Consider the following 22766-nt stretch of genomic DNA (forward strand, 5'->3'; position numbering starts at 1 on the left):
CACCCGCGACGCCCTGGAAATGCGTCGGGCGGCCTGATCGGCGCTGGGACCGGCCCGCAGGGCGACCATCCGCACGGTCGCCACCACGGCGGGAGTGTCGACGGCCACCGTCTCCCGTGTGATGAGCGGCGTCCCGACGGTCAGCCCCGAGCTGTCCGAGCGCGTTCGGCGCATCGCCGAGGAGCTGGCCTACCGGCCCAGCGAAGCCGCCCGCGGCCTGGTCATGCGAGCCGGGCTGCGCGAGATCGCCCGGCAGGCCACGCCCGTCGTGCTCGGTGGCGGGGAGTCCGGACCAGCCAGCGCATCCTCGGGATCGAAGCCACCCGGGTCGAAGCCGACGGCACGCTGGAGACCAGCTATGCCGCCACCGAGGCCGCGATCAGCCACGAACCCACCGCCCTGGTCTGCTTCAATGACCTCGCCGCGATAGGGGTCATCTCCAGGCTGCGCGAACTCGGCCTCGAGGTGCCGCGTGACATCTCCGTCACCGGCTTCGACGACATCGCCATCGCCCGGCACGTCTTCCCCACGGTCACCACGGCAACCAGTCCGCGTGACGAACTGGGTCGTGAAGCGTGGGAAATGCTGCATGCCACGCTGGAACGCCGCGATCCGGGTGAGGTGGTCAAGTTGCTGCCCGCGAATCTGATCAAGCGGCAGTCCACCGGCATCGCAAAACGCTGAAGGCCCGCGCCGTCGAGGCCCGTCCACACCACAAAGGCGGGAGGATCCTCGGCCGCCGGCCCGTCCCCGGTCGGGGACGGGCCGGCGGACCGTCAGGACGCGGGGCCGCCGTAGACCGACAGCTCCGCCGAATCGACGAAGAAGCAGCCGCTGAAATCGCCGCCCTGGCAGGTGCCGCCGTTGTCGGCCACCTGTGTGCCGAGCATGGTGTAGCGGACGAACCGCACCCCGGTGCCGGTGCCGTCCTTGAGCGGAACGGGTGTGGCGCGCAGCTGGGCGGGGGTGAAGTGACCCTCGCCGGCCACGGCCCAGGTGCTGCCGTCGGCCGAGGTCTCCACCCGGTAGTCGCCCGTAGCGGCGCTGACGTCGTCCCCGCAGACGTTCGACGGGTTGATCGACAGCTCAGACACATCGACCGCGGTCGGCAACGCAATCGTGACCGAGCGTGGCTCGATCGCGCCGTCCGGGCCGGTGAGCACGACGTCGATGCTGTCTCCGGAGGTTTGCGACTGGTCGATCAACTGGTTGGAGCCACAACCGAACGAACTGCCGTCGGTGCCGTTGGAGGCGGTGACGCGGCCCCCGCCGCCGGCGGCGGCCCAGTCACGGCGTACCGCCCAGTTGCGGACCACCCGGCCACCGATGGTGACCGTCGTGGTCTGCGCGTCGTAGCCGCCGCCGAGCGCGGACACCAGGGGATAGGTGCCGTAGAAGATCCCGTCGATGGTGTAGGTGCCGTCGGCCGCGGTCGTGGCGGCATAGCCGCCGGCGAAGCCGGAGTCGTGACCGCCGAAGGCGACCGTGACGCCGGCCGCCGGGGCGCCGGTGTCCTGGTCGGTGACGACGCCGGTCAGGGTGCCCTTCGGGGAGTTCGCCGCGGGCGGCAAGGAGAAGTCCTCCGCCGGCTGGGTGTCACCGCCGTCGACGGTGGCGGCGAAGTACCCCATGCCTCGCCGGGCGAAGACCTTCCAGACGGCCGCGCTGTTGCGGCCGCCGAAGACGGCCCGGTCGGCGGCCAGGATCGAGTCGCGCATGTCGAGGTAGGACGGGTCGGCCGGGGACAGCTCCATCCCCCGGGTGATCAGGGACAGGGCCTTGTCCCGGCCGAGTTCGCGCCGAAGGTCCCAGAGCGTCTGCGCCCAGATCTCGCCGTCGGCGTGGACCTCCGCCCCGCGCGCCGAGATCTTGCCGAAGTCACCGTATGTGTATCCCCCGGGCCCGGTGGCGGCCTTGCCCGCGCAGCGGGGTGCAGTGCTGGCTACCGGGCAATCGACCGCCTCGGTCCGGATCGTCCCACCGCCGGTGAGGTAGTGCCCCATGGCGACCTCGCCGTCGGCCGTCGTGTCCGGCTCGAGCTTGCGGGCGACGAGATCGTCGAGGGCGTAGAAGTCGCTCCAGGCCTCTCCCATCGAGTTGGCCTGCTGGGAGGCGAGAGTGGAGACGCCGTCCGCGTCGACGACCAGGCGATTGCTCAGGCCGTGGGTGTACTCGTGGTAGATGACGTCCGCCTCGTCACCGGAGTTGGCGGCCAGGAACGGGTCGTTGGCGGCACTCGGATCCGGCCACAGGTACATCTGCATGGTCGGCGGCATGCCGTCCGGCAACGTGCTCATGTTGGCGTTGTCGGCGTGCGCCGAGTCCGGCAGCCCGTCCGCGGCGTTCGCGCCGTCGAGCGCCTGCGCCTGCACGCCGTCGCCGTCCGCCGCGTCGAAATTGCCTGCGGCCCTGGTGAAACCGATCGGAGCGGCCGCGAGGTGGTCGTGCCACCGGCCCAGGTAGTAGAAGATCTGTGTCGCGTCCTGGCCCAGGTTCGTCCGCCACGACCCAGGAGTTCGCGGGTCCCAGGAGCACCGGAACTGGGGTTGGCACTTCCCACCGGTGACGGCGGTGAAGTCGGTGAACTTGTAGTCGAAACGACCGCGGCCCGTGGCGGGGATCTCCTCGCCGGCGTTGGCCACGTCGTCGTCGTTGAGGTCGGCGTAGACGTGCCCGACCGAACCGGAGAGCGTGCGGGCGGTCGCCGGCAGCCACGAGCTCAGGTCGACCTTCTTCTGCGTGCCGCCGCTCGGCGAACCGGGGTAGTACTCCCAGGCCAGGCCGCTGGAGCCGCCGTCGTACTCGGCCTTGGTGGTCTGCCGGAAGAGCACTGTCCCGGAATCGGCAGCGACGACGACCACATAGCCCGGATCGGGCAGGACGACCTGCCAGGCGAGCACGGGGCCGGTCCCGGTCTGGAACATCACCAGCTTGGCCGAGCCCTGGTCGGTGAAGGTGGTCGATCTGACCGGGTCGCCGGATCGCTTGCTGACCGTGGCTCCGGCACCGCCGTGGACGTCCCGCACCGCCGCGTCCCGCGCTTTCTCCGCGGTCAGGCCGGGGGACCCGGCGGTGGCGGGCAGCGCGCTGATCGGCGATCCGTCGACCTGGATCAGCCGTCCGTCCTTCGTCACGTGAGCCTTGAGGCCGTTGCCGAACACCGCGACGCCGTCCACCGTCTGCTGAAAGCTCAGGTGGTGGATGCCGGCGATGTCGACATAGTCCTGGCGCAGGCGCAGGGTGCCGACCGCGGCGTCATCGAGCCCGAAGACGTCGCGGTGCGCTTTCAGGTAGTCGCGGACGATCGTCTCCGGCTTCCGGTGACTGGCGCCGGTCAGGAAGCCGTCGAGCCGGGCGACGCGCCGCGGCGTGCCCGTGGCCGGGTCGAGGTCGACCAAGCCCTGCGCGCCGAGGGACTTGCGCAGGGTCTGGGCCGCGCTGCCTGCTCGCGCCGCGGCGCTGAGCCGCTTGGCCGCGGCGGTGCCACCGGCTGCGGCCGTACCGCCGACGTTGATCGCCGACCGCGAGTCGTAGTTCGCCGGCTGCGGCGCCACGGAAGCACGCACGGCGGTCGGGTCAGGGGCGGCCTGCGCGCCGGCGGGAACGAGTCCCACCATCAGCACAGCTCCCGCGCCGGCCGCCCACCAGCGCCGGCCGGGGCGCTGTTCGGTTCCAGCTCTCATCTGTGGTCCCTCCATGGACCGGGCGTAGCGGCGGCTTTCTCCGGCTGATGCCGGTAAATCCGGTCCGCCCACAATTCGTGGCCCTTACTTGCCCAGGAGGACGTTCACCGATGGGCATAGTTCAATCTGTTGCGCCGGCGGCGGGAGTTGCCGGCGGGGTCAGGTCAGGAATTGTGCGCACTTGTTGAAGGCCAGGGCCATCCGCGGCGGAGCAGCCGTGCCAGGAAGCGCCGAGGGCTCGGCCCACGGCTTGACCGAGCCCTCGGTGATCTCCCAGAAACGGTCGCCCGCGCTCATGTAGACGCGCTGCTCGGGCAAGGTCAGCACCAAGCCGTTGTCGCCGGCCCGGTCGAGCAGGCCGCGGAGGTCCGCCTAGGAGGACAACCGGTGCAGGCCGGCCTCGCCCGGCTCGTCGATGTGCTGCCGGACCCAGGCCGACGCGTCGACGAGATCGCCGTTCGGTCTGTCCGTGACACCGGCCGGGAAGCGACGCTCGACCAGCCACATCGGATACGTCTCGCGGGAGACAGTCGCGCCCCGCCGATCGAGCAGTTGCGTCATCAAGCTGACGCTCGCCGGGATCGGCGGCTCGCCGGCTGCGCGTACGGCTTGCTCGTCGACCGGCCACTCGGCGCCGGTGGCGACCTGCGGGGGCGCCGTCCGGGACGAGCTGCCGACCCGCGAGACCCACTGGCCGTCACGGGGACGCGGCAAGGTGGACGGCGTGGCCTCGGAGGTGAGCGCCATGGGCCCGCGCCGGGCCGCGCTGATCCGGCTCTCCCGCTCCCGGACGCGTTCCACCCGGCCACCGAGGTCTTCCACGACCGTACGGAACTCGGCCACCACCTCGTCGAAGGAGCGCCGCCCGCCCGGGTTGAGGCGCCGTTCCAGGACCACCATGGGGGAGTGGTGGAAGGCGCCGCCGCCGTCATCCATCTCTGTGAAGTGGGTGCGGATGTCCAGGGCCTGGTGCTGATCGATGAGTCTCGCGGCATTCGGCCGCAGAATGCTTTCCAGGTACTCCTGGACGGTGTAGCTGCCACCGCTGCCGTCCTCGATGGGCATCCGCAACCTGGCCAGCCGGCCGCTTTCGACCGGGTCGCCGTTCAGCTCCTGGATCGTCTCGCGGTACGCGATGATCAGCGACGCCAGCTCCGACCAGTTCGCCTCGACCCAGGCGCGGGCATCCGCGGGCAGCGCGGCCCGGATCGTGTGCAAAGCGGTGCGGCTGGCGTAGACCGCGGCGTTCTTGGGCAGGACCTTGTCGGCTTGCGCGGCGATCATCACGGTGGCCGCCTGGGTGTAGGCCAGCGTCAGAAAGCCCAGAAGCGACGCGGTGACCGGATCGTTCTCCTCAGCGAGAGCACGTGGGTCGAGTGGTGAATCGTCCGCTCGGCCGACGAATCGGCCGATGGCGCCGGCCGCGAACCTGATTCCGGCCGCGTGGCTCTGCCGCGCCACGGGGGCCAGGATCAACCTGCTCATGTCCTGCGCGTCCAGGTCCCTCACGCGATCGACGAAGTAGCGGTACACCTCGGACAGGGGGAGGCCGATCGTGAGCTGCGGGTGAACCACGTCGGCGGCCTGCCCTCGGGGTAGCTCGCCGATCCGGATGTCAGCGCCGTCGCCGGTCACGACGAAGTCGGTGCCGCTCAGGGCGTCGGCCAGAGTGCGCCCGGAACCCCGCGCGAGCGCGTTCAGTGCCGCCCGGGCCTCCGTGACGACCTCCTCGACCGAAGAACGGCTGGTTTCCCGCGGGGACACGCGGGCCGGCGCGCTGACGATCTCGAAGATCCAGCGGCCCCCGGTCCGATCGACCACGATCTTCGTGTTGGCCCCTCGAGCCAGCGGGCCCAGGGCCCACATCTCATCTCGCGTCCGCCCCGGGTCGGCCAGCGCGATGGCCGTCTCGACCTCGAAACCGGCGGCACCCGCCTCCTGGACGATCAGCAACTCCCGATCCACGACCGGCCCGGTGACGACGACGCCGGTGGTCAGCGGAAGGAAGTAGACCGGGGTGTCCCCGCCGAGGTCGACGAGCTTACCGAGCTGCCCGTCGAGCAGGGCCGGGCCGTCCGGCAGCTGGACGGCGTTCACTACGTGCCCGGGGTACCCGGGAACGGCGACGAAGCCGCGCTCGAACGGCTCTGCGCCGGCCAGCGCCCGGCGCACCTCATCGACCGTGGTGTGCACGAAGGCGAACTGCTCAGCCGGCCTCGGCACCGCGCGGGCCGGGTCGTTGGCGTAGGCGACCAGGTCGCCGAGCGCCATCGGCCCGCTCGGCGGCACCTGGTGGCGATATGTTCCACCGTCCTCGAGCGTCATGTCCGCGCCCATGGCGGCCAGGATGCAGTTGGTCGCGAAATCGCCGCCGATGCCGTGCCACGGATTCACCAGGGCAGCCATCCGAGCCCGAGCGTCGCCGGGTCGACCGGCAACGGGGTGACGACCCCGGCGCCGGCGGCCAAGGCGGAGTGCTTGAGCAGAACCGCCTCGAAGGTGATGCCGGTGAATCGTGCCCGCAGCGCGGTGACCACGGCTCCGACCCAGTCCCGCATGATCTCGGGCGGCACGTCCGGCCGGACCTTCTTGCTCATGTAGCGGCCGGACTTGTCGTTGACCTCCCACCGGTCGGTGGCGCTGTTGTACGAGATCTCGCCGGCCACCCGCAGCGGTCGCCGGGTGGCGCGTCCGTCCTCGGTGAACTGCGGCGCGACGGTCGGGTGGCCCTGCCCGTCCATGCCGGCCCGCAGTTCTTCGACCGGCCGGCCGGTGTGGGTGGCCAACTCGGTCCATTCCTGCTCGGTGAGAACAGTGCCGATCTCCTCGGTGCCGATGAAGACGTCACCGTTCTCGTCGGCCGCGTAGTGCCAGCGCGCGTGCTGCCGGTCGAAGAAGACCTGGGGGAACTCGCTCAGCGGGTACCAGAGCGGGTTGACCCGTACGTCGCCCTGATCGTCGCGTTCGGCCCCCTTGACCCGCTTCGGTCCCGCGAGCTCGCCCAGCCTCCGGTCGAGCGGGGTGGCCCCGCGATGGGGGGCCACCACGGCGCGGGCGGGTGCGCCGCTGTACCGGCCGTCGGGCGTCCGCAGGAGCAGAACCGGCGCGGTCCGCCCGGTGCCGATCACCTCCAGCAGGTCGGCTGTCCGGTCGTCCAGGACCAGGATCCGCATGTCGAGCTCGTCGGCGACCCGGCCGATCAGCTCCCGCTCGTCGACCGGTGCCGGCCCTGGTACCACTCTGGCCCGGATGAGCTCGGACACCCGAGTCAGGCGGTCGCCGGTCTCGTCCTTGGTGATGGCCTTGCGGACCTGCTCCTCGTCCTCCAGCCAGGAGACCAGTTCGGCGTCGGGGCCGAGCAGCTTGCCCATCAGCGGCGGGTCGGCAGCGACGAGCGCCCGCAGGACGCTGTCCGGCCCGGCGGGCACAGCGCTCTTCCAGTACGCGCGGCCCGCGTACTCGATGCCCTTGTCCTTGGGGGGTTTGGCGCCGACGACATTGACAGCGATGGGCCGGCCGAAATGGTCTTGCAGCCGGGCCGCGACGCGCTCGGTCCACGGCCGCGACGTCTCGGGCCCCATGCCCTTGCGCACCTTGGGTTTCATGTAGCGGCCGGATTTGTTGTTGATGACCCACCGCTGGGTGGCTTCGTCGTAGCTGAGCTCGCCGCTGATGCGCGCCGGGCGCCGGACCGTGTGGCCGACCTCGTCGAATCCGGCGGCGACCGTCGGGTGACCCTGATGGTCGAGCAGCTCCTTGAGCCGCTCGACGGTGATGTCCGGATCGACGCGGGCGATGGCGCCGGCGAGTTGCCGCCACTCGTCCTCGGCCACGACGGTGGTGATCTCCTCGGCGCCGAGCAGGATGTCGCCGTTCTCGTCGACGAGGTACTGCCAGTGCGCGCCAGGACGATCGTCGAGCAGGCGGGGCGGAAAGTCCTCCAGGCGGTACCAGAGCGGGTTGAGCCGCAGGCGGCCCTGCTCGTCACGCTCGCCGGGCTTGATACGTTTGGGGCCGGCCAGGCCGCCGTACTCGTGATCGAGTTCGGTCGCCGCGTCCGCCACAGCCGAGACCCGCACCAGCGCGGGCGCGCCGGAGAATCGGCCGCCGGCGTCCTCCAGCAGGGGGAACGGCGTGAGCAGAGAGTCACCGAAAGACTTCCACGCGGTGCCGTCGTACACCTCGATCGGAGCACCGAGCGCGGCCGCCAGCGCCGACAGAGTCCGATCGTCGCCCGGCAGCGCCCGGATCTCGGCGGCGAGCCGTTCCCGGTGGTGCGCGACGAGGACGGCGCGCTGCCCGGCCGGGTCTTCGAGAACGCCGGTCTCGGCGGCGATGATGTGGGCCGATGCCCGCCGGCGACTGATCGTCGGGTCGCCGGCGATCACCTGGGCGACCCGGATCTTCAGGTAGTGGAAGAGGTGGCTCCAATCGTTGTCGGCCACCCCGGCAAGCTCGAGGATCGTCTCGTCGGGCAGCGTCCGGAGTCCCGCCAGGGCGCGCTCGCGCAGCGCGCCGGCGGCACGGTCGAGCATCGAACCGGCCGGGGCGGTGGCCGCGTCGTTCTGGGCCAGTTCCTTGAGTTCGTCGTTGACCGCGTCCTCGTCGGCCAGATGTTCGGCCAGGTCGGCCACATCGGCCGGCGGATGGCCGTCCGGCCAGAGCAGCTTGTGCACGAGCACCGGATCACCGGCGATCAGCGCATGGAGCAGCCCGTCCGGCCCAGGCGGCACGGCCAGGCGCCGATGGCCGTCGGGAACAGTTGGCGCGCCACCCGGCAGCCGTGCGTTCCGGCCGCGGAGCGTCTCGACGGTGCGGGCCGCGAGCTGGCTGAAACTGTCCAACGGCAGCACGGCCGTGTCGCGGGCGTCCAGAATTCTGGCGGTCGGGTAAGGCCGGTGAATGCCGGCGCGCAGGTTCACCTCGGCGACCAGGGCGGTTTCGGCCGGCGTCAGCGGCACAGCGACCGGCCGGACGCCGCGATGAAGATCGGCCAGATCGGCGGTCGACAGCGCCCCGCGATGGTCGATGGTCGTGCGCCCGGCCGGATCCTCGACGCGCCAGCCGGTGCTCGAGACGAGACTGCCGTCGTCGTGCCGCACGATGACCGGCTCGGCGAACCTGGACGGGACCGGCTCGAGCGTGTGCAGGCCGGCATCATGCGCCATGTCCCGGTATCCGTAACCGCCGGATCGCGGCGAGGGCGGACCGTCGAGCACGAGAATGCCACGGATCGGGCCGGCGCCCGCGAGGTATTGCTGCACCGAGCCGATCGTGGCGGCCTTCTCGTCCACCAGGATGACTGCCGTACCGGGCACGGCGTCGAACCGGCTCACCCCGGGAACCCCGGGTATCGCACCCGGCCGGTGGACGGGGACGGGCCGCCCGAAGTTCGGCGCGCGTAATCCGCCGGCGAGAGGTGGATTGTCGATGGGGGGCCGGGTGACGGTGCCGCTGATCGCGGAGCCGGCAGTTACCGCGGCGATCCGATCGGCCGCGTCCACGACCACCCGCAGGTGGCCGCGGAGCATGGCTGCCGCCTCGGCGGGAACGGTCACCCGGTCGACCCGTACCCCGGTCGCGGCCACAGTCTCGATGATGGTCAGACCCGTCGCGGTGCGTTCGGACAGTAAGAGGTGCTCGGGGTCGTCGTCCCGCCGCACCAACAGAGGGGTGACCGTGCCGGCCGGCAGCAGCCACAGACCGTGGGCCGGCGTTTCGCGCCATTCCCCGCCGAGCGCCTCGGCGATCAAGGGAGCGGTCCAGTCGGTCCGGGCGGCCGGCACCGCGCGGGCCATGCTCAGGATCTCGCCGACCCGCTGGGCGCTGACGGGTGCCTCGCCGTCGACACGCAGGGCGGCCAGTGCCGGCGCCAGCCAGTGGGCGACCTCACGTTGGTAGGCGCCGCGCAGCAGCTCGTGGGCCGGGTCCTCCAACCTGGGGTGGCGGGCCAGCGCGCTCTCGACGAGCCCGCGCAACCGTCCGGCCGGCGTCGCGTCGTCCAGCGACTCGGCCGCGGCCGTGGACTCCGCGCTGTTGTGCAGCTCGGTGAGCAGAGCCGCGACGTTCCATCCGGCGGCGAGGACCTCGGGCGACGGCGCGGTGGCCAGCCCGAGCTCGACCAGCGGCAGATGCCACGGGCCGTTCACGTCGTGCGTGGTGGCGGCCGGGTCCGCGCCGGACGGATCGGCGGACCGCTGATCACGCGGGTCGGCGGAGGGGTTCATCAACTGGTCGAGCAGATGAACGTGGCTCGCGTCGTCGTCCACCACCGCAGCCCTGATCACCTGCCCATGGGTGGCCAAGAACGTCTGCAGGGCCGGGCCGGCCGCCGCGTTGAGGGTGGCCATCGACTGCCGTACGGCAACCGGCGAATCTTCTCGCACCGCGAGGTAGGCCACCGCGACGACTTCGATCAGGGTCACCACCGGCCACGAGCTCTTGGCCGCCTCGGCCGCGTCGCCGCGCGAGACGGGCCGGCGTGAGCCGTGTTGCAGGTAGTGCGCCGCGACGTCGTAAGCGGCGTTCAGCGCGGACGGTTCCCCGGTCAGGGCCTCACGCAGGATCTCGTGCACCGCACCACCGAGCGGGGCGGCCACCACGGTGCCCGGTTCGGGCGCGACCGAGGCGGCCACGGGGGTGGCGCCGAACTGGCTCCTCAGCGCGTTGTCGCGGAGGCCGTTGACAATCCGGTCGGCCCAGTCGCGGGCATCACCCGGCCGCACGCCGAGCGCTTGGAGCCGATCGATGAGGGCGCGCTGGAAATCCGTGTCACCGCCCGCGGTCACCTGGGGTAGCGGCTGGCGGTGCGCGCTGTTGTCCACCGCCTTCTCCGCGTACCAGATCGGCCTCAGCGTCTGGTCGTCCGGCGGTGCGGTGGCGGCCACACCGGACAGCAGGCGAGAGGGCGGGCTGAAGTCGACCCGGCGCCGGCCGCGCTCCCCGTCCAGCGTGTGGTGGCTGGTCGCCGTGAAGGCGCGGCGGATCTAGGGCGGCACCTCGGCCACCCGCCACCGGTCGCCGTCCCGGTGCATGTCGACCACTGTGTGGACCGTTGTGATCCGATCCCGGAGAAGCTCCATCAGGGCACCCCACAGCAGGCCGGGGCGCTCGCTGTAGGACAGGATCCGCGACGCCTCGACCAGGTCGAGTATTCCGTCGGCCCGGTCGTTCCAGGCGTTGCCGAGAAGAGTCACCGTGGCGGCCCGGTCATCCACCCGGACCGGTGCGCCGTCGGCGCGGGGCGCGGACGCGGCATAGCGGAAGTCGGCTCGCAGAGCGCGGGCGAGCTCGAGGGTGACGGCGAGGTGCTGTGTCCGCGTCAACTCGCCGTGGATGACCCAATGGCCGCCGCCGGTGACGGTGACAGGGGTGCCGGCGGCGAGGTCATCAAGTGCGGTGGACGGCTCGTAGACCCTGACCGTGTCGCCGAGTTGCCGAGCCAGGTCCGCACCGATGCCGGTTCCGGACAGCAGGACGATCGAGTCGACTGGATCGCCGGCGCGCCGAAACGCGGGATCCGCGTGAATCCGCGCCGCCACCTGCGTCGCGCTCTCTCCTTCGGCCGCGCGGATCCCGAGTGGGTGGTGGTCTCCCGCCCACGGCGCGGTGATGTCGATGTGCCGGCCGTTGGTATCGATCAGCCGGGAGATCGCCTCCGCGCAGTCACGGAGCCGCTGAGCCATTCCCGGCGGCAGACTGGTGCTACCGAGTGAGGCAACTGTTCTACTGCCGAAGCGAGGAGCCGGGACTGGATTCATCGTGCCCGAGGCTGCCGTACCCCGGTTGCCTCACGGTGTTGGCATTCCCACATCCGGGTGAACAAGATTTCCTGTGCCGCTGGCGAAAAACGGTCCCCGAGGTCCGTCGTGGTTGTCATGACGAACGGTGTGAGTGGATCAGCGGCGGTCAGACGGACTTCGGCGCCGCGCCTCTTCGGTGAGACGTCCCCGAACAGGAACTGTCCCGGTCATGTTTGATTTGGATGGATGGAAACCCGGTCGAAGCAGAGAAGGGCAACCAAATCCCATGCCGCAGCCGTTGTCGAGTCTGGATGGTTTCCCTGATGAGCCGGTGCGGCACCGGGGAGCGCGGACCGGTTTTGTCGGTGCGTTCGTCCATACCGCGAGGCGCGGCTCGCAGACGTCCGCGGTGGGCAAGGCGGCCGTCGGTGCGCTCGTCGTGGTGCTGACGGCGGGCAGCGTCGTCGGGCTGAGCGTGCTGTTGCACGGCACGAGCAAGGCGGAGACGGCCACCACGGCGTCACGTGCCGGCGAGGCCGACGGCGGTGCCGGTGGTGGTTCAGGGCACCCGTTGCCGTCGTCTCTCCCCGCCAAGGCCGTCAAGCCATTGCAGACGGTACGTGTGGCCGAGCCGAGCGAGCAGGACACCCGCCAGTCGGCGGGACGGCCGGTCAGGGTGGAGGTCCCGGTGCACCAAGCCACCAACCGGGCCGCCGACACCTCGACCGGTCACATCCGCGCGACGACGTCCTCGGGCAAGAGCGTGGGTACCGGTACGAGTACGCGTGCCGGTACCCGCACCACCGCCAGCACCAAGGCCAGCAAAAGCACCAACGCCGGCAAAAGCACCAGCACCAGCACCAAAGCCAGCACGCAGCGGGCCGTGGCCAAGCCGGTGACCTACCGTAACGTGGCCGGTCTCGGGTGTGCTGTCAATGGCGCGTCGTATGCCGAGAACGGCTGGTACAGCAATGGCAACGCGGGCTGGTGGACGCTCGGTGGTGGTAGTTACACCGGTCAGGGCTGCGACGGCCGGTTCACCGACATGCCGATGTCGGGTTCCGATGCGGACAGTGCCGGGCAGTCGATTGTGTGGGGTTTTCAGGTGGGCAGTGCGGCGCAGTCGTGCACGTTGTCGGTGTATGTGCCGACCAGTTCGAGCGCGCGGGATGTGGCGGCGCGCAGTGCCCATTTCGCTGTGGTGCACGGTACGACGGCGGGTAACACGACCTATGTCAATCCGTCCGGTGAGAAGATTGTGAATCAGAGTGCGCATCACTCGAGTTGGGTCGGTCTGGGCACTTTCCCGGTGCACAACGGCATGATCGGCGTCAAGCTGACCAACCGTGGCAACCCGAACGGCTACGGGGTGAGCTACCCGCATCTCGCCGGTGGAGCGGTGTCGATCGTCTGCGTAGCGGAATAGCCGCAAAGCGGCCGGTCAAGGGTGACCGGCCGCTTTGTAGTACTACCAGCCCACGGCCACCAACAGGTACTGCGGGTCGTTGTGTGAGATGAAGGTGGACTGGCCGGCCACGTCGTCGTACGGGAAGCCGTAGGCCAGCTTGTTGATCGCGTAGTCGTGCCAGAACTTCGCGTAGTAGTTCGCCGGCGCGGCCCGGTAGAAGTTGCTCACCGTCTCCCACTGCGACTGCGGCAGGTCAGCGGTGTGCCGGTTGAGGGCGGCGCACTGCTGCGGCTGACCGGCGAGTGTCCCCGCACAGCCGAAGATGTCGCTGGTCGCCGCGGTGATGCCGACCGTGGAGGCGTACGACGAGAGGTAGTTCTGGTATTGCCCACCGGCGCGGAAGGCCGGGTCGCTGCCCGGGGCCAGGATCCGGTAAGGCGCGGTCGCGGTGGCCAGGTGCTTGAACTCGGCCGGCACCTCGTTCTGGAACTTCTGGAAGGTCACCCCCCGGTCCTCGGCGAAGGTGGCCTGGTCCTCGCCGACCTGCACGTCGTTGCCGTCGTGCGAGTGCAGCCGCATGGCGAGCTTGAGCCCGAACGCGTCGACCCGGGTGGTGTTGCCGTTGAACTGGTCGGGTCCGACGGTGAACTCGATGAAGTCGTAGTACTGGCTGTTGGGCGAGCCTAGGTAGAAGTACATCCGGCCGGCCGAGTTCGCGGGCATGTCGAGGTAGGGCTGCTCGGCGATCGAGTGGGTCTGCCCGTTGAAGTTCCAGTAGACCTGGCTGTCCGGGTATTTGCCGTTGGTGCGGTTCAGGATCTTCACGGTGAGGACGTTTCGAGCGGCCGGGATGTCGGCGGTGCTGCCCCAGAAGTCGCCCGCCGGGGGCGTGGTCGGAGGTGTGGTGGGAGATGAGCCGCCGGTACCGAACACCTGGAACTCGAACAGCGAGTAACCGTACTGCGTGGCACGCATGGTCGCGTACAGCCGGATGTAACGGCCACTCCCACTGAGGGTGAGATTCTGCACGCCGCCGGCGCCGGTCGTGGTGCTGTAGACCGTGGTCCAGGTGTTGCCGTCGGCCGAGGTCTGGATCTGGAAGGCCTTGGCGTACGCGGCCTCCCAGTTCAGCGTCACCGACTTGATGGTGGCCGTGGCGCCGAGGTCGACCCGCAGCCACTGCGGGTCGCTGAACGCCGACGACCAGCGCGTGCCGGCGTCGCCGTCGACCGCGGCCGACGCCGGGAAGGCGCCCGGGTTCTCGCTCGACGACGCGGTCGCGGTCCTGCCCTGCGAGATCGGTACCTCGGCGGCATGTGCGGAGCCGAGGGTGACCGTGCCGTACGCGAGGAGAAGGAGGGCGAGCACGGCGGTCAGGATGACCGGCCGGCGCCTGAGGACAGGGGACATGGGGAAACTCCCGCTGGTCGATGATGGCGCCCGGCGCCGCCCGCCGGGAACGGCGTGGGGATGGCGGACACGGACGCCCTGTCGAGTCAGTCCTATCGGCAAGTTGGTTAAGTGGCAAGGGGTCCCCGGTTACGGAACCAAGGGTGCCACCCGGGCGGTTCTGTCGCGGTACGTGATGTGGTGGCTGCCCGAAGGCCCTCTCGAAGGGCCTGAACAATTCACTGCGACGGACGTCTTCAGGACATGCAACCTCCTCAGCCTTCCCGGGTCGCCGGGGCCGTGGCCGCCGCAGCGCTGCTCGGTGGCCTGCTGTCGGCGCCGGCTTATGCCGGTGCTGCTCGCCATTCGTTGCCGGACCCTGCTCTCGGGTGGACCAGTGGCCGCAGTCCCGACGGCCCGGCGGACCCGGCTCTGGTCCTGCACCTGCGGGTCTATCTGACCGGCCGCGCCCCGACGGCCGAGCGCGCCGCCGCGCTGGCCGTCTCCGATCCGGCCGATCCGGCGTACGCGCGGTATCTGAGCCCGGCCGAGTTCGGGGCGCGATTCGGGCCGACCGTCGACCAGACCGCCGCGGTCACGTCGTGGTTGACCGGTCAGGGCTTGACGGTGACCGGGACGACGACGCACTACGTCGCCGTCGATGCCACTGTCGCCCAGGCCGATGCGGTGTTCGCGACCACTATCGACGCCTACAACGACGCGTACAGCCCGGTCGGCGGCGCCTCGGTCCCGGCCGGTCTCGCCGGCGACATCGCCACCGTCACCGGACTGGCCGGCTTGACCTTCGACCTGAAAAGCTCCGCCAAGAAGACCAAGAAGACCACGACCAAGGCGGCGGCCGGCGACGTGGCCTGCTCACATTGGTGGGGCGAGCACGTCGCGGAGATCCCGGCCGCGTACGGGCACACCACCGCGCCGACCACGATCTGTGGGTACACCCCGCAGCAGCTGCGGGCGGCGTACGGAGTCGGTTCCCAGGACGGCAAGGGCGCGACCGTCGCCATCGTCATGACCGGACATCTGCCGAGCATGGAGGCCGACGCCAACCGCTTCTTCGCCGACCAGCACGTGCCGGGATTCGCCTCCGGCCAGTACACGGCGACCGCCACCCCGGCCGACTGCGACAACCAGTCGACGCTTCCTGTGGAGGAAGCGCTGGACACCGAGACGGTGCACATCTTCGCCCCGGCGGCCAAGGTGGTCTTCGTGCCCGCCGCCTGTACGGGCGACAAGCAGCAGGCGCTGCTGGACGCGCAGACCGCCGTGGTCGACCGGCACCTGGCCGACGTGACCACCGATTCGATCAGCGTCCTGGAGAGCGACTTCTCGGCCGCCGACCGGGCCGCCTGGGAACTGCTGTTCGTCCAGGGCGCGCTCGAGGGCATCGGGTTCGACTTCGACTCCGGCGACGGCGGCGACGACGGGACCGGGGAGATCACCTTCCCGGCCTCCGACCCGTGGGCCACCGCGGTCGGCGGCACCAGCCTGCGGATCGGCGCCGGCAACCGGATCCTCGGCGAATCCGCGTGGGGCGACAACCTGGACGAGATCGACGGCGACACGTACAGCCAGCCGTTGCCCGGCTTCTCCGCCGGCGGCTCGACGGGCGGCCGCAGTTCCACCTTCGCCCAGCCGGCCTACCAGCGCGCGGCCGTACCGCCGGCGCTGGCGACCGCCGCCGGCGCCGGACCGGCCCGCCGGGTCATCCCGGACGTTTCGGCCAACGCCGGCGAGCTCTGGCTGATCGGCTTCACCGGCGCTGACCAGGTGTACGACGAGAACGGCAGCGCGGGCTACGACGTCATCGGCGAGGGCGGCACCAGCGGCTCGTCCCCGCTGATAGCCGCGCTGGAAGCGGACGCGAAGCAGGGCGCCGGTCACGCCCTCGGCTTCGTCAACCCGGCCCTCTACGCCCGAGCCGGCACCGCGGCCCTGCACGACGTCCTCGCCGTGGACCCGGCCGACCCGCCGATCGAGGTCGGCCCCAGCGGCACCCCCACCCCGATCTACCTGAACACGCTGGGCGAGGACACGTCGCTCACCGCCGCTCCCGGCTTCGACAACGCCACCGGGCTGGGCTCGACGACGAGGTTCTTCGCCGGTTCCTTCCGCCGCTGACCGGCCGGCGCATCACCGGTAGCCGAACGGTGACGTCCCGCAGCGTGCGCACAGCGTCGGCCAGCTCGAGCGCGCCGTGCTCGGGTGGGAGCTCAGCCACGACTACCCGCAGCTGGCCGGAACGCCGATCCAAAATCTGACCGCTCCAGTGGCTTGTGCGGGTATCGTCGCGCGGCCTCACTGGTCTACCGCACGAGCTGGCGGACCCGCGACGAAGCCGAGAACGCGATCTTCGAATACATCGACGGCTGGTACAACACCCGCCGCATCCAACGCGAACTCGGATACCTCAGCCCCAACGAATACGAGGCGGCCTGGCACGCCCAAACCGAGCCAGATAACCTCACCCCTGCCCCGACCGGAAGCAGGTAACCACCGCTCCGTGGAAACGGGGGGAACTCACCTTTCATGACAGCGTCCCGCTCGATGATGACGACCCGTTCGGCGTGGTCGGCGAGAACGCGAGCCGCCATCATCTCGGCGATGCTGCCACCGAGCACCACGACAGTGCCGAACTTGACAGAAGCGCCGCCGAGCTCATCGGCCGACCCGATCTCAGCGAAGGCGTGGGTGAGGGCAAGGGCGTTGAACCTGAGCCGAAGCTGTACGTCCGAAAAGGTAAGTCCATTCCACCAAGGTCCTCAATGGAGGAATCCGTGATCAACTCCCCGACCGCAAGGTCGCGGCTGGCGTTCGTGGCCGCCCTCGGCGCCGCGGCGGCCTCGGTGCTCGGCGCCGGACCGGCCGTCGCCGCCGACAAGCCCGGCCGCCACGCCCTGGCCGGCAGCCAGCCCCGCTGGCTCAGCCGGGCCAAGGCCACCGGCGGCGCGCCCGCGTCCGCCGACACCATCGGCTTCGGCCTGCTGCTCAAGCTGCGCGACAGCGCCGCGGCCGAGGCACGGGTCGCCGCGGTCAGCGACCCGGCCAGCCCGAGCTATGGCAAATACCTGAGCTCGGCCGATTTCAAGAGCACGTTCGCGCCGTCCGCGTCCGACGTCAGCGCGGTGCAGTCGTGGCTGCGTGGTCAGGGCTTCACGCTGCGGGACACGCTCGGCGGCATGTATGTCGAGGCGTCCGGCACGACGGCCCACATCAACAAGGTCTTCGGCACGACGGTCAAGAACTACACGTATCACGGCCAGACCGTGCGCGCGAACAGCACGGCGCTGTCGCTGCCGGAGAACACCCCGTCCTCGGTGATCGGCGTCGTCTCCGGCGTGCTGGGCATCGACCAGGGGCAGGCCCTGAAGAAGCCGGCCGACACGCTGCCGGGCCCCATGGACGGGTTCCGTGCGGCCACGCCGTGCTCGTCCTACTACGGCCAGAAGACGGCGGCCAACGGCAAACCGTACGTGGTCTGCGGGTACGAGCCGAAGCAGTACCAGTCGGCGTACGGCGAAAGTGACCTTCTGAAGCGCGGCATCGACGGCCGCGGCGTGACCGTCGCCGTGACCGACGCCTTCGCCTCGCCGACGATCGTGTCGGACGTCGCCACCTACAACCGCAAGCACGGCCTGCCCGCGTTCCAGCGCGGTCAGTTCCGGCAGATCACCCCGGCGCCGGACGGCTACGACAAGATCGACGAGTGCGCCGGAAACGGCTGGTACGGGGAGGAGACCCTGGACATCGAGGCCGTGCACTCGATGGCCCCGGGCGCGAACATCGTCTATGTCGGTGCTGCCGACTGTGACGCCAGCCTGGACGAGGCGTGGGCCGAGACAATCGACAACCACGTCGCCGACATCGTCACCAACTCGTGGGGTTCGCCCGAGCCCGACGAGGCCAACAGCGGTGTTGCCTTTTACCAGCAGTTCTCGCTGGAGGCCGCGCTCACCGGCATCACCGTCGATTTCTCCAGCGGCGACGCCGGCGACGAGACCCAGGGCAGCACCCACCCCGAGCTCAAGACCGTCGAATTCCCGACCGACCTGCCGTACGTCACCAGTGTCGGCGGCACCAGCGTCGGCATCGACAAGGCAGGCAAGCGGGCCTGGGAGTACGGCTGGCAGACCGCGTACACGCCGATCACGGCGGACGGAACACCCGAGGGCGACGCGGCCTACTCCTCCGGCGGTGGCGGCGGTACGAGCGCGCTGTTCGAGCAGCCGTACTACCAGCGGGGCATCGTGCCAGCGTCGATCTCGAAGTACTTCGGCACGGCCACGCCGATGCGCGCCGTCCCCGACATCTCGATGGCGGCCGACTCGAACACCGGCTTCCTGGTCGGCCAGACGCAGGTCTTCCCGGACGGGAAGTACTACGACGAGTACCGCGCCGGTGGCACCAGCCTGGCGTCGCCGCTGCTGGCCGGCATGCAGGCGGTGGCCAGCCAGAAGGCGCACCACCCGATCGGCTTCGCCAACCCGGCCTATTACCGGGCGGCCGGCACCGCGGCGATCGACGACATCGTGGCGCCGAAGAAGCCGGTCCGGCAGGTCCGGGTGAACTACGTCAACAGTGTCGACCCGAGCGAAGGCCGCACCTATCTGCTGGAGACCGTGGACGTGCAGACGACCACGATCCATAGCACCGAGGGTTACGACGCGGAGACCGGCGTGGGCACGCCGGGGCCGAGGTTCTTCGGTCGCTGACCTTCCCCCACTCTGCGACCCCGGCAGTAACACTGCCGGGGTCGCGCGTCGTGGTGGATTTGTCGTGAACTCGCGGTTGACCGGCACGTCGATCGATGTCATTGGTCCGGGACAAGAGAGCAGTGCGAGATGCGGGCATGGGTGTTCGAGAGGGCTGGGCCATTCGATGGCCGAGGCCGACCAAACAGGCCCGGTGGCCGGTCCGGGTGAGGTCTTCGCCGACGTGCGGGCATCCGGCCTGTCGCCGATCGACGCCGGCGTGCGGGGCGTGGCCGGAGCTCTGGGACTGACGGATCTGGTGTCCGAGACGATCGGGCTGGCCGAATACGAGCCGGACGTCGTTCTCGACTTCACCGGCTCCGATCGCGCCGGCTCCGGACTGACGGCTGAGGCCGTGACGGGGCCGTGCGCAGGGGAGGCCGGGTCGTCCAGGTGGGCGTGCCGCCCACGGAGGCGCCGGTGCCGGTATCGCTGCTGGTCGGCAAGCAGATCCAGTTGTTCCAGATTTTCGGCGGGGCACGTCTGGAGACCGCTGCCGTCCTCGCCCTGACGGCCGTCGGTGACCTGAGGATCGATGTCGAACCAGTCCTTTACGGTCAAATTCCCACCGCCCTCGAAAGGGTGAGCCGTCGCCGGGCGGCGGGGCGCCGCCCGGTGGCCGTTCTCTGACCCGGTGAAGAACTCGCGACCTCGATACATGACGACCCGTCGAACCTGGTGATCGGAGGATCCATACCGCGCCCTGTTCACATGGGCGACGGATCTCCACGGACGGAACGCATGACTCGCCGGGGACCTGAACATCGGCCATCTCATGGACCGGCAATTCGCCCCGCTCTCGGCCGGGCAGAAGACCCGCGTCTCGCCGGCCGGGGCCCTGCTCAACCGGCCCGCGATGCCGCTGCTGGACGAACCGGCCGCCCGCCTCGACCCGGACACCGCGCACTGGGTGCGCGGACTGCTCGAACGCTACCGGCCGATCCCGGTGGTGCGGGAGGGGCAGGACGACGATCAGTACAACGTGTTGTTGATCAGTGACCGCCTGCAGCGACGCGTCCATGCCGGCATGGTTGTCGCGGCATGCCGGAAAAATTGTGAGATGGAACCACCTGGCCGGACGACACAAACCAGAGAGGACGGACGTCTTCGAGTCATGCATCTCTCTCGGCATTTCCGGTTCGGCGGGACGGTGGCTGCTGCCATGCTGCTCGGCAGCCTGCTGTCCGCACCGGCCCACGCCGTCGGCGCCCGCCACTCACTGCCCGACCCCGCCGTCGGCTGGACCAAAGGCCAAACGCCCAGCGGAACGGCCGATCCGGCCCACATCCTCCACCTGCGCGTCTATCTGGCCGGACGCGACGCCGCGGCCAAACGGACGACGGCTCTGGCCGTCTCCGATCCGTCCGGCCCGGCTTACGGCCGGTATCTGAGCCCGGCCGAATTCATGGCACGCTTCGGACCGACCGAGGCGCAGACCCGCGCGGTGACGTCGTGGCTCACCGGCCAGGGCATGACGGTGACGGGTACGACCTCGCACTACGTCGCCGCCGATGGCACCGTCGCCCAGGTCGACTCGGCGTTCGCGACCACCATCAAGGAATTCGGCAGCAGCCTCAGCCCGGTCGGTGGCGTCTCAGTCCCGGCCGAGCTCGCCGGTGACATCGCCGCTGTCACCGGCCTCTGGGGCTCGGAATTCGCGGCCAAGGCCCGGATCAAGGCTCAGACCAAGGCCCGGACCGGCCCCCGGGCCGCAAGCAAGTCGGTAGCCGCGGACTACGGCTGCTCGCAGTGGTGGGGGCAGCATTACGCGCCCGTTCCGACCGCCTACGGGCACACCACCGCGCCGACCGTGATGTGTGGCTACACCCCGCAGCAGTTGCGGGCTGCGTACGGGGTCAAACCGCACGCCGGTCGGGGCACGACCGTCGCGATCATCGCCGTCGGCCACCTGCCGAGCATGGAGGCCGACGCCAACCGGTTCTTCGCCGACCAGCACCTGCCCGGTTTTGCGCCCGGCCAGTACACGGCAACCGCCGGCGCGGGCTGTGACAACCAGTCGCCTATGCCGGTGGAGGAGGCGTTGGACACCGAGACGGTCCACATCATCGCCCCGGAAGCCAAGGTCGTCTTCGTCGGTGCCGCCTGCCCGGGCGACAACGACGACGACTCACAGACGCCGCTGCTGGACGCCGAGACCACCGTGGTCGATCAGCACTTGGCCGACGTCAGCACCGATTCGTACAGCTTCGTGGAAAGTGCCTTCTCGGAGGCCGACCGGGCCGCCTGGGACATGATCCTCGAACAGGGCACGATCGAGGGCATCGGGTTCAACTTCAACTCCGGCGACGGCGGCGACGACTCGACCGGGGAGATCACCTTCCCGGCCTCCGACCCGTGGGCCACCGCGGTCGGCAGCACCAGCCTGCGGATCGGCGCCGACAACCGGATCCTCGGCGAGACCGCCTGGGGTGACAACCTGGACGAAATCGACGGCGCCGCGTACAGCGAGCCGCTGCCGGGCTTCTTCGCCGGTGGCTCGACAGGTGGGCGCAGTTCCGCCTTCGCTCAGCCGGCCTACCAGCGCGCCGCCGTCCCTGAGGCACTGGCCACCGCCGGCGGCACCGGCCCGGCCCGGCGGGTGATCCCGGACGTGTCGGTGAACGGTGGCGAGCTCTGGCTGATCGGCTTCACCGGCGCCGACCAGGTCTTCGAAGACGGTGGTCCCGGCTACGACGTCATCCCCGAAGGCGCCACCAGCGGCTCCTCTCCGCTGCTGGCCGCCCTGGAAGCGGACGCGAAAGAGGTCGCCGGTCATGCCCTCGGCTTCGTCAACCCGGCCCTCTATGCCCGGGCCGGCACCGCGGCCGTGCACGACGTCCTGCCCGTCGACTCGGCCGACCCGCCGATCGAGGTCGGTCCCCAGCCGGGTTCTCCGACTCCGCTCTACCTCAACACGCTCGGGAAGGACTCGTCGCTGACGGCCACGCCCGGCTTCGACAATGCGACCGGGCTCGGATCGGCGACGAGATCGTTCGTCGATTCCTTCCGCCGCTGACCATCACTTGCGCCGACGCGCGGCTGCCCGCATCTTGGGGATGGGGGCAGCCGCCGCTGTTCGTTTCAATTTACTTTCTGGAACGCGTGGAACTTTATGTTTCCTTCGCTTCCGAAGATGGCCGAGGAAGTATTATGCGGGCACAGAAAAGGCCTACGAACTTGCATCGACAGGCCTGCTCCGGCCGGCGCCGCTAAGGTCTCGCCATCGGCTTCACCGTGGCGGTCGCCGCGGCCGGTCTCGCCGCCGCCGGGCAGAATTCGCGCACGCCGCCGACAGCTGTCTCCAGTCCGGCACCGAGAAGACCATCAACCAAGCGCTGAGCGGTGCCGGCGCCGTCGCGTCCCTCTGCCCGGGCGCGGTTTTGACCTGAGCGGTCCGGTCCGGTTCAGCGCCGCAGGCCAGCGCATCGAGACGGCCGGCCGGCCGCCGACCGGCGACACCCGTGCGACGCCGCGGGTGGCCGGCGCCACGACCAGCACCGCCATCGAAGGCGGCGGGCAGAGCCGCATCACGATCCAGAACATCCAGGTCGATGGTCAGCGGCCTCAGCTGGGCCGCATCGAGGGCGGCGGCGGCCTGATGGAACTCGGCGGCGACACCGAGGGCGTCACCGTCCATAACGTGCACGCCTTCGACCCGCGAGGCTGGTCCGCGCTGCACATCGCCGAGGGGGGTCTACGACGGACGGCCCAGGGCCTGCAACCCGACGATCAACCGCGGGGGTACGGTCACCGGCAACACCCTCGAAGGTGACCA

13 protein-coding genes and 1 pseudogene are annotated in these 22766 nt (G+C 70.2%); 8 read left to right on the forward strand and 6 right to left on the reverse strand.

The features are described from left to right. Positions 1–273: 273 nt before the first annotated feature. Positions 274–684: pseudogene (locus AB0J66_RS19595) on the forward strand (substrate-binding domain-containing protein); the annotation flags it as partial. 92 nt (positions 685–776) lie between these two features. On the opposite strand, the gene AB0J66_RS19600 reads toward AB0J66_RS19595, so the two are convergent. The 5 genes from AB0J66_RS19600 to AB0J66_RS19620 all read right to left on the reverse strand — a co-directional run bounded on the left by AB0J66_RS19600 (position 777) and on the right by AB0J66_RS19620 (position 11368). Beyond that, positions 777–3683 (reverse strand): M36 family metallopeptidase, encoded by a 2907-nt coding sequence (locus tag AB0J66_RS19600; protein WP_364662258.1) that lies wholly within the window; start codon positions 3681–3683, stop codon positions 777–779. 159 nt (positions 3684–3842) lie between these two features. Further along, positions 3843–4010, reverse strand: coding sequence for a hypothetical protein (locus tag AB0J66_RS19605; protein ID WP_364662260.1), 168 nt, complete (start codon positions 4008–4010; stop codon positions 3843–3845). A gap of 45 nt (positions 4011–4055) precedes the next feature. Next, positions 4056–6089 (reverse strand): hypothetical protein, encoded by a 2034-nt coding sequence (locus tag AB0J66_RS19610; RefSeq protein ID WP_364662263.1) that lies wholly within the window; start codon positions 6087–6089, stop codon positions 4056–4058. Further along, positions 6074–10570, reverse strand: coding sequence for a hypothetical protein (locus AB0J66_RS19615; protein WP_364662266.1), 4497 nt, complete (start codon positions 10568–10570; stop codon positions 6074–6076). The genes AB0J66_RS19610 and AB0J66_RS19615 overlap by 16 nt, the downstream gene beginning before the upstream one ends. A gap of 99 nt (positions 10571–10669) precedes the next feature. Beyond that, positions 10670–11368, reverse strand: a complete 699-nt coding sequence (locus AB0J66_RS19620; RefSeq protein WP_364662269.1) for a hypothetical protein — start codon at positions 11366–11368, stop codon at positions 10670–10672. 343 nt (positions 11369–11711) lie between these two features. Between AB0J66_RS19620 and AB0J66_RS19625 the strand changes: the two genes are divergently transcribed. Next, positions 11712–12851 carry a hypothetical protein gene (locus AB0J66_RS19625; RefSeq protein WP_364662272.1) on the forward strand — a complete coding sequence of 380 codons (1140 nt, stop codon included), beginning with the start codon at positions 11712–11714 and terminating at the stop codon, positions 12849–12851. A 42-nt stretch (positions 12852–12893) separates the two neighbouring features. Here the strand turns inward: AB0J66_RS19625 and AB0J66_RS19630 are convergent, their stop codons facing one another. Then, positions 12894–14243: a beta-1,3-glucanase family protein gene (locus AB0J66_RS19630; protein ID WP_364662275.1), complete on the reverse strand. Its 1350-nt coding sequence runs from the start codon at positions 14241–14243 to the stop codon at positions 12894–12896. 243 nt (positions 14244–14486) lie between these two features. Between AB0J66_RS19630 and AB0J66_RS19635 the strand changes: the two genes are divergently transcribed. The 6 genes from AB0J66_RS19635 to AB0J66_RS19660 all read left to right on the forward strand — a co-directional run bounded on the left by AB0J66_RS19635 (position 14487) and on the right by AB0J66_RS19660 (position 22763). Beyond that, on the forward strand, positions 14487–16361 hold the full coding sequence (locus AB0J66_RS19635; protein WP_364662278.1) for a protease pro-enzyme activation domain-containing protein: 1875 nt from the start codon (positions 14487–14489) through the stop codon (positions 16359–16361). Positions 16362–16445: 84 nt separating this feature from the next. After that, the gene (locus AB0J66_RS19640; protein ID WP_364662281.1) at positions 16446–16733 is read left to right on the forward strand and encodes an IS3 family transposase; all 288 of its coding nucleotides are present in this window, start codon (positions 16446–16448) and stop codon (positions 16731–16733) included. A gap of 284 nt (positions 16734–17017) precedes the next feature. Next, complete coding sequence (locus AB0J66_RS19645) at positions 17018–18952, forward strand: S53 family peptidase (protein ID WP_364662284.1); 1935 nt, start codon at positions 17018–17020, stop codon at positions 18950–18952. Between the two features lie 459 nt (positions 18953–19411). Further along, positions 19412–19621 carry a hypothetical protein gene (locus AB0J66_RS19650; RefSeq protein ID WP_364662287.1) on the forward strand — a complete coding sequence of 70 codons (210 nt, stop codon included), beginning with the start codon at positions 19412–19414 and terminating at the stop codon, positions 19619–19621. 145 nt (positions 19622–19766) lie between these two features. Beyond that, a complete protein-coding gene (locus tag AB0J66_RS19655; protein ID WP_364662289.1) occupies positions 19767–22007 on the forward strand; it encodes a protease pro-enzyme activation domain-containing protein in 2241 nt (746 codons plus the stop codon). A 459-nt stretch (positions 22008–22466) separates the two neighbouring features. Beyond that, complete coding sequence (locus AB0J66_RS19660) at positions 22467–22763, forward strand: hypothetical protein (RefSeq protein ID WP_364662292.1); 297 nt, start codon at positions 22467–22469, stop codon at positions 22761–22763. Positions 22764–22766 lie beyond the last annotated feature (3 nt).

The organism is Actinoplanes sp. NPDC049598 (assembly GCF_040675435.1).
GTDB lineage: Bacteria > Actinomycetota > Actinomycetes > Mycobacteriales > Micromonosporaceae > Actinoplanes.